The sequence below is a fragment of the Nostoc sp. DedQUE05 genome (genome assembly GCF_034530955.1).
Taxonomy (GTDB): Bacteria; Cyanobacteriota; Cyanobacteriia; order Cyanobacteriales; family Nostocaceae; genus Nostoc.
On sequence record NZ_JAVRCB010000055.1, the window covers coordinates 35623 to 51650 of the forward strand.

The 16028-nt window shown below is 41.9% G+C and carries 18 protein-coding genes and 1 tRNA gene; 8 read left to right on the forward strand and 11 right to left on the reverse strand.

Features of this window, described 5'->3' with window-relative positions; genetic code table 11:
- The first annotated feature begins 151 nt into the window (after positions 1–151).
- A complete protein-coding gene (locus tag RMZ42_RS30030) occupies positions 152–682 on the forward strand; it encodes an orange carotenoid protein N-terminal domain-containing protein (protein WP_322674852.1) in 531 nt (176 codons plus the stop codon).
- Positions 683–747: 65 nt separating this feature from the next.
- Here the strand turns inward: RMZ42_RS30030 and RMZ42_RS30035 are convergent, their stop codons facing one another.
- Positions 748–1512, reverse strand: coding sequence for an ABC transporter ATP-binding protein (locus RMZ42_RS30035; protein ID WP_322674853.1), 765 nt, complete (start codon positions 1510–1512; stop codon positions 748–750).
- 167 nt (positions 1513–1679) lie between these two features.
- Here RMZ42_RS30035 and RMZ42_RS30040 point away from each other — a divergent pair, with 167 nt between their 5' ends.
- A complete protein-coding gene (locus tag RMZ42_RS30040) occupies positions 1680–2132 on the forward strand; it encodes a Panacea domain-containing protein (protein WP_322674854.1) in 453 nt (150 codons plus the stop codon).
- Positions 2113–2550, forward strand: coding sequence for a hypothetical protein (locus RMZ42_RS30045; protein WP_322674855.1), 438 nt, complete (start codon positions 2113–2115; stop codon positions 2548–2550). The genes RMZ42_RS30040 and RMZ42_RS30045 overlap by 20 nt, the downstream gene beginning before the upstream one ends.
- Here RMZ42_RS30045 and RMZ42_RS30050 read toward each other — a convergent pair.
- The 3 genes from RMZ42_RS30050 to RMZ42_RS30060 all read right to left on the reverse strand — a co-directional run bounded on the left by RMZ42_RS30050 (position 2547) and on the right by RMZ42_RS30060 (position 4993).
- Positions 2547–3569 carry a zinc-dependent alcohol dehydrogenase gene (locus tag RMZ42_RS30050; RefSeq protein WP_322674868.1) on the reverse strand — a complete coding sequence of 341 codons (1023 nt, stop codon included), beginning with the start codon at positions 3567–3569 and terminating at the stop codon, positions 2547–2549. The two genes, RMZ42_RS30045 and RMZ42_RS30050, sit on opposite strands and share 4 nt — an antisense overlap.
- A 111-nt stretch (positions 3570–3680) precedes the next feature.
- On the reverse strand, positions 3681–3866 hold the full coding sequence (locus RMZ42_RS30055; protein WP_104909358.1) for a hypothetical protein: 186 nt from the start codon (positions 3864–3866) through the stop codon (positions 3681–3683).
- 56 nt (positions 3867–3922) lie between these two features.
- Positions 3923–4993, reverse strand: a complete 1071-nt coding sequence (locus RMZ42_RS30060) for a glycosyltransferase family 4 protein (RefSeq protein WP_322674856.1) — start codon at positions 4991–4993, stop codon at positions 3923–3925.
- A gap of 456 nt (positions 4994–5449) precedes the next feature.
- Here RMZ42_RS30060 and xth point away from each other — a divergent pair, with 456 nt between their 5' ends.
- Positions 5450–6232, forward strand: a complete 783-nt coding sequence (gene xth / locus RMZ42_RS30065) for an exodeoxyribonuclease III (RefSeq protein ID WP_322674857.1) — start codon at positions 5450–5452, stop codon at positions 6230–6232.
- 182 nt (positions 6233–6414) lie between these two features.
- Here xth and RMZ42_RS30070 read toward each other — a convergent pair whose 3' ends face one another.
- Together RMZ42_RS30070 and RMZ42_RS30075 are read right to left on the reverse strand one after the other, a co-directional pair.
- The gene (locus RMZ42_RS30070; RefSeq protein ID WP_322674858.1) at positions 6415–7503 is read right to left on the reverse strand and encodes a T3SS effector HopA1 family protein; all 1089 of its coding nucleotides are present in this window, start codon (positions 7501–7503) and stop codon (positions 6415–6417) included.
- A 101-nt stretch (positions 7504–7604) separates the two neighbouring features.
- Positions 7605–8846, reverse strand: a complete 1242-nt coding sequence (locus tag RMZ42_RS30075) for an aminoglycoside phosphotransferase family protein (RefSeq protein ID WP_322674859.1) — start codon at positions 8844–8846, stop codon at positions 7605–7607.
- 709 nt (positions 8847–9555) lie between these two features.
- Here RMZ42_RS30075 and RMZ42_RS30080 point away from each other — a divergent pair.
- The 3 genes from RMZ42_RS30080 (at position 9556) to RMZ42_RS30090 (ending at position 10673) form a co-directional block, all read left to right on the forward strand.
- Positions 9556–9921, forward strand: a complete 366-nt coding sequence (locus RMZ42_RS30080; RefSeq protein ID WP_322674860.1) for a DUF1818 family protein — start codon at positions 9556–9558, stop codon at positions 9919–9921.
- 50 nt (positions 9922–9971) lie between these two features.
- A tRNA-Pro gene (locus RMZ42_RS30085) sits at positions 9972–10045 on the forward strand.
- A gap of 277 nt (positions 10046–10322) precedes the next feature.
- On the forward strand, positions 10323–10673 hold the full coding sequence (locus RMZ42_RS30090; protein ID WP_322674861.1) for a histidine triad nucleotide-binding protein: 351 nt from the start codon (positions 10323–10325) through the stop codon (positions 10671–10673).
- A gap of 116 nt (positions 10674–10789) precedes the next feature.
- On the opposite strand, the gene RMZ42_RS30095 is transcribed toward RMZ42_RS30090, so the two are convergent.
- Positions 10790–11470, reverse strand: coding sequence for a RibD family protein (locus RMZ42_RS30095; protein ID WP_322674862.1), 681 nt, complete (start codon positions 11468–11470; stop codon positions 10790–10792).
- Between the two features lie 132 nt (positions 11471–11602).
- Here RMZ42_RS30095 and RMZ42_RS30100 point away from each other — a divergent pair, with 132 nt between their 5' ends.
- Complete coding sequence (locus RMZ42_RS30100; RefSeq protein WP_322674863.1) at positions 11603–13030, forward strand: DUF2252 domain-containing protein; 1428 nt, start codon at positions 11603–11605, stop codon at positions 13028–13030.
- 305 nt (positions 13031–13335) lie between these two features.
- Here RMZ42_RS30100 and namA read toward each other — a convergent pair whose 3' ends face one another.
- From namA to RMZ42_RS30120, 4 genes are all read right to left on the reverse strand, one after another.
- The gene (namA, locus tag RMZ42_RS30105) at positions 13336–14403 is read right to left on the reverse strand and encodes an NADPH dehydrogenase NamA (RefSeq protein WP_322674864.1); all 1068 of its coding nucleotides are present in this window, start codon (positions 14401–14403) and stop codon (positions 13336–13338) included.
- Between the two features lie 351 nt (positions 14404–14754).
- Entirely contained in the window at positions 14755–14961 is a 207-nt protein-coding gene (locus tag RMZ42_RS30110) for a hypothetical protein (protein ID WP_322674865.1), read from the reverse strand.
- 121 nt (positions 14962–15082) lie between these two features.
- Positions 15083–15235, reverse strand: a complete 153-nt coding sequence (locus RMZ42_RS30115; protein ID WP_322674866.1) for a hypothetical protein — start codon at positions 15233–15235, stop codon at positions 15083–15085.
- A gap of 140 nt (positions 15236–15375) precedes the next feature.
- Positions 15376–15624, reverse strand: a complete 249-nt coding sequence (locus RMZ42_RS30120) for a hypothetical protein (RefSeq protein ID WP_322674867.1) — start codon at positions 15622–15624, stop codon at positions 15376–15378.
- Positions 15625–16028 lie beyond the last annotated feature (404 nt).

Genomic DNA, 16028 nt, shown 5'->3' on the forward strand with positions numbered 1-16028 from the left:
CGCTTCTTGGGGGAGACTTTTACCTCTATTAAAAGGTAGATTAAATCGACAATTTTTAATTAATTTAACTCTTTCTATTGGTAGTAGAATCTGATGCTTAAATTTTGGTAACCCTTAGTTTGGCCTGTAAAATTTCTTTGGAAACAAATTTATGACTGCAAGTTACGATAAAAATATTTCTCAAGCCCAGAGCAATGAAACTCAAAACTTGGTAGATGCGTTTAACGCCTTAGACACCGATGCTAAACTAGCCTGGTTCTATTTAGTTTATAAAAAAATGGGAGACTCTGTGACTCCAGCCGCTCCTGCTGCTGCTGAACCAGAACTATCACCAATTTTATCAGAAGACTATTTTAAATTGTCAGATGAGGAGCAACTGGCAATTATGCGGGATATAGTCAACCGTAAGGACACAGAGTATTCCCGTGCTTATGGGGCAATAAAAGAGAACAATCAACTGTTAGTTTGGTATGCTTGGGCGGTAGCTATGGGAGATAAGGTGGTTGATTTGCCAAGCACCTACCAGCCAACTAAAGAAATTAATGATTTGCTTTCGCAAATTGAAAAATTAGAATTTGAAGAGCAAATTTCAGTGTTTCGGACAATATCTGGTGAATTGGGTTACACCGATGTTAAGCCGATCGCAACGCAAGCAGAAACTGGAAAAACGTCAAGTTTGTAATCAGCTTTGGCGATTAGAAATCGCGGTTACACAAACTAAAGTCCGCACAGGCGGACTTTAAGAACCTACGAGACAGCTAACTGACTCAAGTCGGCTGGGGTAAGGTTGGAGTGTACTACTTGACCATCACGGAACCAAACGATGCGCTGGGTTTGACGGGCAACTTCTGGTTCATGAGTTACCATGACAACTGTAATTCCACTGGCATTGAGTTCGCCAAAAATATCTAAAACTTCTTGGGTTGTGCGCGAATCAAGTGCGCCTGTGGGTTCATCGGCGAGGAGTACTACGGGACGATTGACGATCGCCCGGGCGATCGCTACTCTTTGTTGTTGTCCACCAGATAGTTGAGTTGGTTTGTTGTTGAGGCGATTTGCTAAACCAACTCGCGTCAAGGCTTCTGTTGCGCGATCGCTTCTTTCTTTCGGATTCACACTAGCATAGACCATTGGCAACATCACATTTTCTAATGCTGTGAGTTGGGGTAATAAATGGAATTGTTGGAAGACAAACCCCAGCTTTTTATTACGGATGTGTGCCAAGGATTTATCATCCATTTGCGCCACATCAATATTATCTAAGTAATAATGTCCACCTGTGGGTCTGTCTAGACAGCCGATAATGTTCATAGCTGTGGATTTACCTGAACCAGACGGCCCCATAATTGAACAATATTCACCTTCGTGGATAGTCAAATTCACATCGTTAAGTGCTTTTACTTCAGTTTCGCCACTGCCATATACTTTAAAGATATTCTCCAAACGAATAATTGTTGATTTCGGGACGGGATTAGGAACTAGAGAATCGGTAATTGAAATAGTGTTTGCCATAAGGATTTAGTTATTAGGTGGTAGAGACGCAATTATAGCGATCGCTCAATTAGACTATAAGAAGCAGAAAAATTCTTCCTAGCTCTTGCTGTGATAACTCTGTAAGGTGATGTATTAGAGCAAATAAAAGCTAACTATTATCTAGCATACTGAAGGGGGTGGTTGTAGTGTTGTCATGTTTTAACGTAGCAGATTACTTTATCTGGTTAGCAAATGAAACAGGCTCTTTTATCAGTAATCTAAAGCTGCAAAAGCTTGTGTACTACGCTCAGGCTTGGCATCTTGCACTCAATGACACTCCTCTATTCCCAGAGGATTTTCAAGCCTGGATACATGGCCCTGTGATACCTGCGTTGTACCAGAAGTATAGGCTTTTTGGATGGCAACCAATTTTAGAAGATGTTAACCCAGAATTACCCCAAGAGGTTCAAGAGTTTCTAGATGAGGTTGCACACGAATACTTTGCTTGTGATGGTTATGAACTAGAGCAGATGACTCATGCCGAGACACCCTGGAATTTGGCTAGAGGAAATCTACCACTTGATGAAGCTTCCAACGAAGTTATTCAGAAACAGTGGATGAAGGAGTATTACGGATCTCGTGTCGAAGAAAAGGATTAAGAAGACTGAGATTGCCAAAGACGGCACATCAGGTATTAGAGCAACAAAGCTGAAGCCAACTCAAGGCATCAGCTTTTCGTTTAAATATTATCAGGACAGTAACAGCAAATTTTCTTGTAGCCAAAAAGAAATAATCTACTGGCTGACCTTGCTTGATCGGTTAAAAGCTCTATCTAGCCTAACGGCTCAAGAGTTGTTAGTAAATCGTAGCAGTACGCTCAGGTGTCATCCCATCAAGTGGGAAGATACCAGCGAGAGGGCATTTGGTTTGCCAAATGAAGAACAATTAGTTGACATACCATATCAGTTTTCCATCTCCTCAAATGAACATGGTAGGGTTCATGGGTTCTTTATTGACGAGATTTTCTACATTGTTTGGCTAGATCCAGATCATCTGCTGTACCCTGCAAAAAATTAAGGAATCATTGCTACCTTAATTACTTTACGCACCTTCATATCAGAAAACACCTGTTCTAAATCTTTTAATGGTCGTTGTTCGCTAATAAGTAACTCAAAGGGAATTTTACGACTAGCTATGAGTGCAAGGGCCGATCGCACATACTCTGGTGTATTATGAAACACGCCTTTGAGAGTAAGTTCGCTATAGTGTAGCTGTTCTGTACTGACGGTAATGCTGGTATCCCGTGGACATCCACCGAATAAGTTGACTGTTGCACCAGGACGGGCGCAAGCGATCGCAGTTTCCCAAACACTTGGGACACCAGTGGCTTCAATTACTACATCTGCGCCCCATCCTTGGGTCAGTTCTTTCACTACACTGGGAATATCTGAGATTTGATGATAATTAAAGGTCTGGGTTGCACCCAATTTCTGACCAATTTCTAGTCTGTGGTTATTACCTCCCCACAGCAAAACCTCAGTTGTCTCACTCAACGCCGCCACAAACATCAGCCCGATTGCCCCATCTCCCAAGACGACTACTTTATCTTTGGGCTTAATATTAGAACGCGCTACACCATGCAATACACAAGCCAAAGGTTCCGTCATGGCTGCCAATTCCCACGGCAACTCATCGGGAATCTGCAACAAATTATGTTCTACTATCGGTGCAGGAATTTTCAAGTATTGGGCAAAAGTCCCATTATTCCAGGTCAAATTTGGACATAAAGAATATTCTTGACGTTGACAAAAAAAGCAATTCGTGCATGGAGCAGAATTATTAGCGACGATGCGATCGCCTACTTGCCAATTTGTCACCCCTGCACCCATAGCAACAATTCGCCCAGCCGCTTCGTGACCAAACAGGGTTGGCGGTATCAGCATCCTGGCATGACCACCACGCCGCCAGACTTTCAAATCTGTACCGCAAGTTGTTGCAGCCCCCACTTGGATTACAACCTCTCCAGCCGCCGGAGTAGGGTCAGAAACTTCCTCTAGGCGTAAATCTTCTTGACCATAAAGTAACGCTGCTAACAAAACTTTAAACCTATTAATTAGCTCCATCCGATTTTACCAGTTGGCGCTTATTGATAGGTTTAAACGAAATCAGTATTGATTTTTAGTAGGTTTTATATATTGATTGAAAAACTAGGTATTCACCGCTGGCTGGGGAACCACACCGGTGTTCCGGGTTTCCACATTAGGCAGGCGAGTAGCAGTTAACAGCGGTACTTCTTGTCGGCATGACAGGCAAAACCAATATAGTTCACCATGACGGGCATGACGCAGGAGGGAACCACCACAGCATGGGCAAGTGTTAGCTCTCGTACTCATACCAATGTCCTCCTTAAAAAAATTGTTGTTTTAAACTAAGTCAAAAAAGCAGTTGATTAAAACTGAATGTTAGCTGCATGAATGCGGCCATTCGATTCTATGCGGTCTTTTATAATTTGTCTGTAAACAGCTTCATATCCGTTAACCATTTGGCTAACGCTAAAGTTGTTTTCTACGTGTTTTCGACAGGTTTGACGATTGAGTTCCAATGCTAGTGGAATCACTGCTGCCATTTCTGCGTAGCTATTGCAGATAAAACCTGTTTTACCGTGGGCAATAACTTCAGGTACGGAGCCGAAATTCATGGCAATTACTGGCGTACCAACTGCCATTGATTCAATCATTACTAAACCAAAAGGTTCTTGCCAGCTGATGGGGAAAAGAGTTATCGCAGCATTACCCAGAAGTTCAGTTTTTTGGGCGTGGTTAATTTCACCGAGATATTCGATTTGCTCACCATCTATGTGAGGGACAATCTCTTGTTCAAAAAACTCCGAGTTTTCTGCATCCACCTTTCCTGCCATCTTCAAGCGCCAACCACTTTGTTTAGCAATGGCGATCGCATGGTGCGGGCCTTTATCTGGCGAAAAACGGCCTAAAAATGCTAAATATGGAGGTTCTAAGGGTTGAGCTACAAATGGGTAATCTGCTAGCTCAATTCCGTTATAGACCGTGCCAACATAATTAAGATCGATTTGACGCTGCGAGTTACTAATGCTGATGTATGGTTGCTTTTGGTAGTAGCTAAATGCGTGACGGTTGTCAGTTGTAAAATTATTGTGCAGGGTGTGGACTGTAGCAGTTGCTGTTATCAAACTCGCTAAAGGTAACGCCGAAATCCCTACATGAGAATGGATGATATCGAATTGCTCGGCACGCTGGTAAACTTGGCTTAGTTCTAGCATTTCGTACACTGCATACTCTTTCACATTTTGGTCTAAGCGTAATGCACGTGGATAAACTGCTTCTAAGTTAGCCAAAGTTTGAGAATCACCAGAGGCAAATAAAGTTACTTCATGACCGCGACGAACAAGTTCATCAGTCAAGCGACTCACTACCAATTCTATTCCTCCATAATTAGGAGGTGGAACCCTTTCCCATAAGGGGGCAACTTGAGCGATTTTCATAAGTTTTTCTGGTTCAGTCGATGAAATTGTCCTCAATAATGAGCTAGATCATTATTTTATGAGTAAAGAGCATTTGTACTTACTCTTTTGACATTTAAATTAACCTTACAGGCTATCAAAAGCGCAATAAAGGTTAACCGTACCGCAAATTTTCTGCCAACAAATCTAACTGACTATCGGCAAAAGTCAACTCTGAGCTACACTTCTAACCGTATAGCTAACCTATTATTTGTTGCATCTGTCTTGGGGATCATAAAGAGGTAGAATGTTTTGTAGCAGAACTTACAAAATTGAATATTTAGTAGTTGACAATACTAAAATATTCAATGGGATCAAGCCATTAAAGCTTCATTTAAAGGTAATTGGGAAAAATAACAGAAAATATAAATATTAAGTAATTGTACAATAATTACATAATTTGTAATTAGTAATTTACAAAAATTCTGATATTAACTAATGAAAATCGCTACTTGGAACGTCAACTCAATTCGCACTCGCCTGGAACAGGTTATCGATTGGTTAACCCTAAATCCTGTTGATGTTCTCTGCTTGCAAGAAACCAAAGTTGTGGATGCTGAATTTCCGCGATCGCCTTTTGAGCAGTTAGGCTATAACCTTTATATGTCAGGGCAAAAATCTTATAACGGCGTAGCCCTGATTAGCCGCCAGCCACTTCTAAATGTCAGTAGCGGGTTTAGGGCGATTTTGCCAGATTTACATCACGAATGGGACGAGCAAAAGCGCGTGATTACAGGTGTAATTGATGGCGTGCGGATTGTAAACTTATATGTTCCTAATGGCGCAGCAGTAGGAACGGAGAAATACGAATACAAACTGCGTTGGTTAACAGCGTTACACGAGTATTTGCGATTGCTGGTGTTGTCAGAATCCGCAATTTGTGTGTGCGGCGACTTCAATATCGCCTTGGAAGATAAGGATATTCACGAGCAAGTGAGTACAGAAAATCACATTATGGCAACAGAAACAGAGCGCCAAGCCTTACGGGATATTCTGAAATTGGGATTTGCCGATGCTTTTCGCAAATTCACCACAGAGGGTGGAAATTATAGTTGGTGGGATTATCGCTCCGCCGCTTTTCGTCGTAACTTAGGTTGGCGAATTGACCACCACTATCTGACACCCGTGCTATATGAGCGTGCTACAAGTTGCATTATTGATGTCGCACCCAGAAAGTTAACCCAACCTAGCGACCATGTGCCAGTTATTGTGGAATTTTAAATTGGGGGATTGGGGACTGGGGACTGGGGATTGGGGATTGGGGATTGGGGAAAAACTTGCTGTAACTTTTTCTATACTCCCTTATCCCTCATCTTCATACCCGATGCCCGATGCCCAATGCCCAATGCCCAATGCCCAATGCCCAATGCCCCATGCCCCATGCCCAATCCCCAATTAATCAATCAATTTAACGGCTGATATATATCCTCAGAACTGGGATTGAGATAAGGACGCTGCAAATCTATTAGATGCCGCGCAAAGTGTTGGTCAATCGTCCTCATCCGCTCCTCCATTGCATTTTTACCTTTTTGCCAAGCTTCCAACAAAGCATTAGCGACGATTTGGCAACGGTTCATCCCAAAACTTTCTTGTGCTGCAAATTTTTGGGTTGGTTCCTCAGCTAAACCTAACCCTGGAGCTAAAAATTTGGTAAACAAAGGAATTTCGGGCTGGAAATGAAATTGATTTTCGATATAAACAGTCTGAAGGATTTTGCGGATTGCTGGATAGTCGGGGAGTTCAAAGTAAAGTAGCCCCGAATCATAGCGTCCGTATGCAGAGGGGTTGTGGAGAACTTGAAAGCTAAAGGGAATCGAGGCTGCATTTAGTTGCAGCGTCAAGCTTTCCATGAGAGCGATCGCACCAAATGCCGTAAAGTTAAAGTAGATTCGTCCTGCTCCTAAATCGGCGTCTGGGCTGCTTTGCCGTTCCTGTCCAACATTGCTAACTGCTAAGTAACAGCCGTTTTGCAGTCGATTTTTGGGCATCCAGATTGCTACCATATCACCCACTTTGGTAGATTTCTTACTGGATTCTAGATGACAATCTGGCTCAACATAAAGTGTTAAACCGCCTTTAGTCACAGCCATAGTCCCATCAGGTTCTTTCCGCAACACCTGCCATCGAGGGTCAAAGTAACCTATGCCGTGATTACTGGCGTGCAGTTGCTCGTAAAAGTCCCAATCAATCTCCAAAATAGAATTATCTGCTAAATTATGCTTTTGCGGTTGATTAGTATTATCAGTATTGACTGCCAAAGTACTTTGCAGGGAGCCATTGTAATAGATTCCGTAGAGAAAATTTCGCAGCAGGAGAGTAAGATACTTCTGTTGTAAATCTACGGAATTTTGCTGAAATCTATCGGCTATTTTAGTCGGCAGAGCGAAGGGTTGATAATTGGGATGGTAAATACAAAAATTAGACTCAATCTGGATATTCTGAGCAATATCAAATAGAGAACTTAGCGATTGATTGATAGAGGAATTTAGCATTAATCCATTCAGAAATCAAACTTTAATAAAATAGAATTCAGGAGTCAGAATTCAGAATTCAGAATTATATGTTCTGATTCAAATTGTTCTACTCCCTACTGCTAACAACCACGCAGCCGAGTTTTCTCGTAATAAATCCGAAGTAACTGCTGCTCTTTCACAGGCTGAGGAAATTTATGAATCTTTGCCACAGGATTTAGGATTTCTGACTCTGACATCCCGAAAATAGTCAGTACAGCTTGCTCTGGCATTACAAGTAAACTTTTAGCTACTTGCAGCATACAGAGTTCAACATTATTAAAGTGTTTCCGGCACGTAATCATTTCCTGAATTTGATAAATTAGTGCCAGCCCCGCAAACTGGATAACCCGCGAAATAAAGTCACTGCGGTATTCCAAAATCATTGGGAAAGCATTTATATAAGCCCTAATTAAGGCAATAATTGAAGGTTGTAAAATCTCTAACGGTGTTAACGCCAAATGTAGAGATTCTTCTAACTCAAAGGTGGGGTCTACTACCAGACTCTTAAGCCAAATTCCTAAATAGCTTGCCAGTAAAGTTCCTAAATCAAAGGCTGGGTCTCCCCAAGAACAAGCTTCCCAGTCAATTAGTCGTATAAGACAATTGTCTAATTGCTCCCATCTGGAATGAACCAAAATGTTGTTCAATTTCAGGTCGTTATGAGTTAAGCAGCAAGGATTCCAGCTATATGCCAAATCTGCGATCGCAGATGACAAACTCTCGTACTGTTGATAAAGAACATAGAATTTTAGTGCATCCGTGGGAACGGTCGCAAAAATCTCCGGTCCAATCGACCCTACCCCTTGCGCTGGATTGTAAAACCCGTAGCGAAACTCTCCTTGGGGAGCAGTTGCCATAAAATCCTGATATTCTCGGCGATTGTAGGTGGCGCGATGCAGTCCCGCCAAAGTTATGCCGATGGCAGAAGCAATTTCTTGTGGAAAAATCTCATTGTTGTGGTATAATTCTGCAAGCTCTAGATATTCATTCAAGTAGCTACGGACAAGAATTGAATTTTCTTCGTCAAAATGCACTACCAATGGCGCAATTGCTGAAGTATTACCTAGAACTGGAAACTGTTGTAACAACTGGTGAAACAGCCACTCCTGAAACAATTCATGAGGCGCGCCGTCATTGTTGTTAACGTTACGTTCTTGTTTAATGAGCAGCTGGCGATTATCTGCTAAAGTCACTAGTAAATTGAAATTGTTCTGACTACTTCCTGGCAACTCAGATTTTTCTGATGGGCCATCTTCTGAGCTACACAGACCCGCGTCTTGCAGATACTGGATAACGTTATGAGAAGACAGTGATAATACCATGTATTATTTCCTACTTCATTAAATTACTTAAACTTATCGTGTCAAATTTGCTTGGTCTTAAGAGTTTTAGTAGATAGGAACTAATGCAAGAAGAGAGATGTGAATAAGAATAAAGATTTCTACAATCTACTAATATCTCATATTTTGGAGAAAAACTTGCCAAATTGGCACCAAGTCCTTTGCGATTCCTTTAAAATTGGCTGCCAGATACCGTGACATCTTTACACTTTATCAGCATAGTTACTTAGATACATCTAGAGTAAGTTTTGTGGTAGAGCCTTTTTTTGTGGCAAAGAAGCATCCCCAGCAAAAAACTGATTGGTAGCAGATGTTGTTTGATGTTTAGTAGTCATCTTGAAAGCAGCGAAGAATTTCAGTAATCCTTCGCGGTACGAAGCACGTGATTCAACAGTATTACTTTTATTTATCATCACAAAGCCAAAAAAACCGGAGTTTTTTAGCAATTAGTAATTATTTTTTGATTTAATTTTCAGAATTGATGTCTGGAAAGCTAGTTATCACGTTATTTTCGTCACCTACAAATTGTAGATGACTATGGGCGATCGCAAACAAAGCCTACATGAGCGTATCTTATGTAAGTGTACTTTTGTCAAGCTTGAAACATGGCATTTTTCAAATATGATTTGTGATTACTAGTTGGCGGATAACTTTTAAAACTTTAACCTGAGAATGCACAAGCCTACTTTGAATGGAACGCGTTGTTAAAACCGGATTGGGTTGGCGTATTGGCTGGAACCCCGATACACCTGAGTTTAAAGGTTTAGTTGGTACAGATGATTGGGCGATTGAATTAACCGAAGCCGAGTTAAATGATTTTTGTCGTCTACTAGCACAGCTAGCAGACACCATGAAGCAACTCGCAACTGAATTGATGGAAGAGGAAAAAATTACTTGTGAAGCCGAAAGCGATTTATTATGGATGGAAGTGGAAGGCTATCCTGATGATTACAGTCTGCGCTTCATCTTGAATACAGGGCGATGTGTAGAAGGTAAATGGAATGCTTCTGCTGTTCCAGATTTACTGCAAGCTAGTGGGATGCTTAAGGTTTTTTAAAATTGCCTCTTGATAATCCTACAGTTTTGCTATATGATAGGAATTCTGACCGGGGCGTAGCGCAGCTTGGTAGCGCGCCACTTTGGGGTAGTGGAGGTCGTGGGTTCGAATCCCGCCGCTCCGATTGATGATAAGCCATACCTGCTAGTCTTTTTCAAAGATTAGCAGGTTTTTTCATAGCTTTTTCCTGAAAAAACCTAACCGAACAGTAAATAGGGATGTTATACCAATTTGAAAAATGATTGCGACAGATGGAAAACTGAAACACTTATCCAATGGATGTTTCACTATCCAAAATCTAAAATCCAAAATGGTATTACCCGCACAATCAAATTTTGTCAATGATAAGTAATTAGGCGGACTTAATATAAAATCTCTAGCAGATTAGTAGGTAGATTGGCATGAGTGAAACTACAGAAACGATTTTCAGCAAAATCATTCGTCGGGAAATTCCCGCTGATATTGTTTATGAGGATGATTTAGCCCTAGCATTCAAAGACATCCATCCCCAAGCGCCCGTTCACATCCTCATCATTCCCAAAAAACCCATTGCAACACTAGCTGAGGCTGAATCTGAGGATCATGCTGTGTTGGGGCATCTTTTGTTAACTGCTAAACGTGTTGCAGAAGAAGCTGGATTAAAAAATGGTTATCGAGTTGTCATCAATGCTGGTGATGACGGCGGTCAAACAGTCGATCACTTACATTTGCATATCTTGGGAGGACGGCAGTTAAATTGGCCTCCTGGTTGATTAGAGGCAGGGGTAGGGTAAAAGGTACAAACTGAGTCAAATTGTGGGCAAAAGCACCCCTTTGCCCCTGCTTTCTAGTATCAAGGATCGTAGTGCCAAATTCTGGCAGCGCGTTTTCACTTGATTGTGCGGTAGTGTAAAAACAGATCGCTTCCAACCTGACGAGTTTCTATGAGTTCTAGATGAGGAGCAGCATAGGGAAGAAAACCCTCTCCTTCCACTGGGCTAGGGGCGTGCTTTCCCCCAAAAATGAGCGGCCAAATGGTCAACCACCAATCGTCAATTCGCCCTGCCTGAACTAGAGCAGCTGTTAAAGAGCCACCTCCCAAAGCAACAACTTTGTGAATACCCCGCTCTGCCATCAAGGTGTAGGCCCGATTCCAGTCCAGGTCTGTATCTCCCAAATCAATTAATTCAGCCAGTTTTTGCAAAGTTGTTGTATCAGAACTGCGCTCTAAAGCAGTCCGTGTGGTAAATATCCATCGCTCAATGTCCTGACTCAAAAAAGGCAAGTCCGGCGATAAGTTAAGGGAACCTGAAACAACACAAGTAATCGGCTGAGGAGACTGGCCGCGAACCTCACGTGCTGCCAACAGTTCGCGATCGCTAATTGTAAAGGCTCCCCCCTCAGCCCGAATTGTCCCTGCTCCTACCAGCAATAGATCGGCAAGAGAGACTTGATACTCCAAGTGTGCATGATCGACTACATTGGGTTCACGAGGCGCTTTCGGATCTACGGCACTAATTTTTCCATCGGCCGTCATCGCCAGAACCACAGTTGTTTGGATGGTTGACATGATTATGTTGTAACGATTCTTTATAATTTTACCTTTTTGAATCCTCTCCATACTTGAGAGTGAATAGTTGTTGCATTGTGCTTTAAATCACTTTGTTAAGTATGGCTCAAGGTGGTAAAAAACTGTTGTTGAATGATTCTCTCTACACAAGAGTTTTTTTACGCCTTAGAAACTATCATGCCTAACCACATATCTGCAATCGTCGTATTTGTCTTAATTTTAATTTTGGGGTTTGCATCTCCAGTTCAAGCTGCAACTCCCCGTTCGACTTGGGTAGTGAATGAAATTTACCAATATAATCATCCCTTTGCTTCTCAATTGCCTCAAGAACTGGCAACGAAAATGCAAAAGATGACAGCTAAAGATAGCTTTTTCACTTTTTATCGGGGGACGGCTCACATTTTTTATCGTGATATGCAGACCTTACCAAGTTCACGATTTGTAAACTCTTCAACCTCAGCCGTCTGGTTAGAAGGAGATATGCATCTGCAAAATCTTGGAGCGATAAGAGATAGCAAAGACAACAACGTTTTTGACACCACCGACTTTGATGAAGGCTATCTTGGCCCTTACGTTTGGGACTTGCGAAGGATGGCAGTCTCCATTCTGTTGGTAGCTAAAGAGAATGGTTTTAATTCAACGGATGCTGAGGATGTTGTGCGAAACTTCTTGGATGCTTACTTCAATAAGATGAATGACTTTAAGGGAAGCAATGATGAACTGTCATACCGTTTAGAATCCAGCAATACGAACGGTGTGGTCAAAGATTTAATTCAAAAGGCATTAGAGAAGAGCCGTTCTAAGCTTTTAAAAAAGTACACAGTGCTAAATAACAGTAACAATCGCCTCTTCAAGACAGCCTCAGAACTCCAGCCTGTATCCAGCAGCACCTATTCTGACATTGCTGGGGCTATGAGCAGCTATATCGCCTCAATTCCTATCAGTAAGCGCTACAACGACAGTTACTATATCCTCAAGGACATTCGGCTTAAATTAGGTTCAGGTGTTGGTAGTCTTGGGAAGTACCGATATTACTTGCTGATTGAGGGGCCAAGTTCAGCAAGCGACGACGATCGCATTTTAGAGATGAAGCAGGAAGGCAGTAGCGCAGTGGCGATCGCAGTTCCAGGTCTGCTGCCGAGTTCAGTCTACGGAAATCAAGAAGGGGCAAGGGTGACAATCACTACGAAAGCGATGTTATCCAATCTCGATCCCTTGGTTGGTTATACTACTGTCAGTAGCATCCCCTTTATGGTGCGTGAAAAATCACCCTACCAAGTGGACTTTGACTATAAGTTGTTAACCAGTAAGTCAAAATTCATGGATGCGATGGGATACGCAGGGAAGGTGGTTGCCAAAAACCATGCAATCTCCGATCGAGACTATGATGCTGCGATTATTCCTGTCAGCGTTGACAAAGAAGTGACTGATATTGTAAGTGGTAATAAAGCTGTATTCAAAGACGAAATTTTTAACTTTGCAGTGAACTATGCAACTCAAGTCGAATATGACTACAAGAGTTTTGTAGATGCTTATAAACAAGGGGTAAAACTCTACTAGAACATCAAACAATTGCTCCAATCAATTCACCTGATATGTACATCAGACCTGCCTTAAAAATAGGGACTGGGGACTGGGGACTGGGGACTGGGGACTGGGGACTGGGGAAGAGATATTTTTATTGTTCCTTGTGAGTTCCGCTCATGGAGTCTCTTGTAAAAATGACTTTTGCAAGAGGCGGGAAAAGGGACTCATGTTTTTTATTGTTCCTTTCCCCTTTTCCCCTTACCCTTTTCCTGACAAATGCCAAGAAGTTTATTACTTTAAGTTGTCACTAATCTACAGAGCATGGGAACGAGGAAAACTTACAGCCAAGCGCGATCGTATTGAACAGGCCAGAGTTTATCGTGTCCCAGTTGTTTGGCTGCCAGGTGTGGCCAGTAAGGATTGCGGAGTAGTTCGCGTCCTAACAGGACTATATCAGCGACTTCTGTACGAATAATCTCGTCAGCTTGTTCAGGGGATGTAATTAAGCCCACGGCTCCTGTATGAATATTAGCTTCGCGGCGGATGCGTTCGGCAAACTGAGTCTGATAACCAGGTTTAATTGGGATATGAACGCCCGGTATAGTACCGCCTGATGAAGTATCGATGAGATCGACTCCTAAAGACTTGAGTTTGTCACTTAAAGCAATACTTTGCTCAATGTCCCAGCCATTGTCTACCCAATCGGTGGCGGAGATGCGTACCCAGAGTGGATGTGTTTGAGGCCAAACCTCTCGGACTGCTTGAACTACCTCTCTGAGCAGACGAGTCCGGTTTTCAAAGCTGCCACCATAATCATCTTGACGGTGGTTAGAAAGAGGTGAAAGAAATTGGTGCAGTAGATAACCGTGGGCAGCATGGATTTCCACTACCTTGAAACCAGCTTGGAGAGAACGTTTGGCTGCTTGAACAAAAGCGTCAATAATTTCTTGAATTCCCTCAAGACTGAGGGCTTCTGGAACTGGGCTATCTTGGCTAAAAGCGATCGCACTACTCGAAACTAAGGGACGCCAACCTTCCTGAGATTCATCTAATGCTTTCCCTCCCTTACTCGGTTTGGCAGTGCTGGCCTTTCTACCCGCATGAGCAAGTTGAATACCTGAAACAGCACCAAAGTTATGAATTAATGCCACAGTCTTGGCTAAAGTTTCGATATGTGAATCCGACCAAATTCCCAAATCTTGCGGGCTAATGCGTCCACGCGGCTCTACAGCTGCCGCCTCTGTGAACACTATACCTGCACCACCAACTGCGCGAGAAGCTAGATGGATAACGTGCCAATCATTAGCATATCCATTTGTACTGGAATATTGACACATCGGTGAAACGGCGATGCGGTTGCGAAAAACAACTTCACGAATCTTGAATGGTTCAAATAGATGTGCCATTAATCTTGATTCCTTCTCTTGCTACGTAAAATAAATTGGGGAGGGATTTGCAGCATGAATTCGATTTTGCATTAATTAAATAGAGAAGTCAAAATTCAGAATGCAATCAGTGGGTAATTTAGACCGACCACTTGATAGTTTCCCGCCAAATTTTGAATTTGCTGGGAGACTTAAACCCTTACTCTCAGAGCCGAATTTACCGCCGTAGGTATCGCAGTAGTTCTTGTGTAGGGCAGTATTCTTCCAGCCAACGCTCTCTAAAAGACGCTCTTGCTAGCTTGCAACTCTTACAGAGTGGGCGGACTCGCTACCGCTATGCTATCCTGCCTTACGCAAGAACTACCTCTTTTGTTAAATATTTGTTGAATGACTAGAGTCATCATATAGATTTGGAGAAATCGACCGATCGTCAGGCTTTTGAGACTGCAATTCCCAGATATCGCGTTTTCCTAGTTCTCGATCCACTAATAGCTGTAGATGGTCTGGTAATTTAGTTGTTTGCCAAATTGACCAAATTTCTTCACTAAAAAATTCTTTTTCGATTTTTCCAGAAAACATGATTTGACCTCCACGAATGTTCAAGTTTAAGTTTAGTAACTCCTAATTTAGGAAAGACAAAGTAACAAAATTGTCATTCTTCATTCTTTCGCTATCTTTAAAATACAGGTAGTATTCGCTCTTAATACTGCTTGTTAAGAAAATCTCTAACTTGTGCATATTTAAGTAACTTTTCATTACGGATATTGTCGATGGTATCGCGTCCTGTGAGGGTAGTAATCCGTTGAAAAAAGGCAAGTGTATGAGCGCGATCGCTACCAATTTGTCTACTCAAAATTAAATGCAAATCCAGGGTTAGAAATCAGCAAAGTTGCCTGACTAGCAGCTTACAGAATAGACTTCTTGTATAAATCAAATGTCCTCACCCTCAATCTCTCTTTGAAGCTGGGGAGATTACGCATCAAGCGCATATAATCATGAGCTTCTTATAGCGCGACGACTAGGACGCCCTTCGTCATCTACGAGGCAACCAGTACCAGAAGATGCTGTTGCTCTACTGGTACCGTAGTAGCCTTTATCTACGAGTATTACTCTTACCCCTTGAGCAGCAGCATTCCAAGTTGCCCAAGTTGCTGATGGATCGCCGCTTATGACTAGAACATCAGTCTCTAAATTCAGTTGCGAAGTCGAACTATTGCCTGACTCCGATTGATATGTATTCACGATTACATCTCCTAAAAAGTTTACTTGGCACTAAATTTTGAGTTTATTGGCTAACCCACCTAATTTTTTGCTAAAATACGATAAATACATCGTCTTACCGTATTATATAGTTATGAGATTTACATAAATTGTGCTAAAAAACAAGAGGCTATTAAAATTTATTGATATTACCTTGAATAAAATGCAGCCTGTGGCGAAAACTTTCTCAAAAAAATAAAGGACAAGAACTATACTTGTCCTCAATGGTTAAAATAATATATCCTGCATCGAATAAGAGTTAGATGAGACAGGGTAAAACTTTTAGCTTAATAGCCTGCTATGCAATTATAGTTAAGATATAAAGTACGTATTAGAGCTGATTCGTAAAGAAAATCTAAAGGGACTGTGGATGAGTAAGAGTGGAT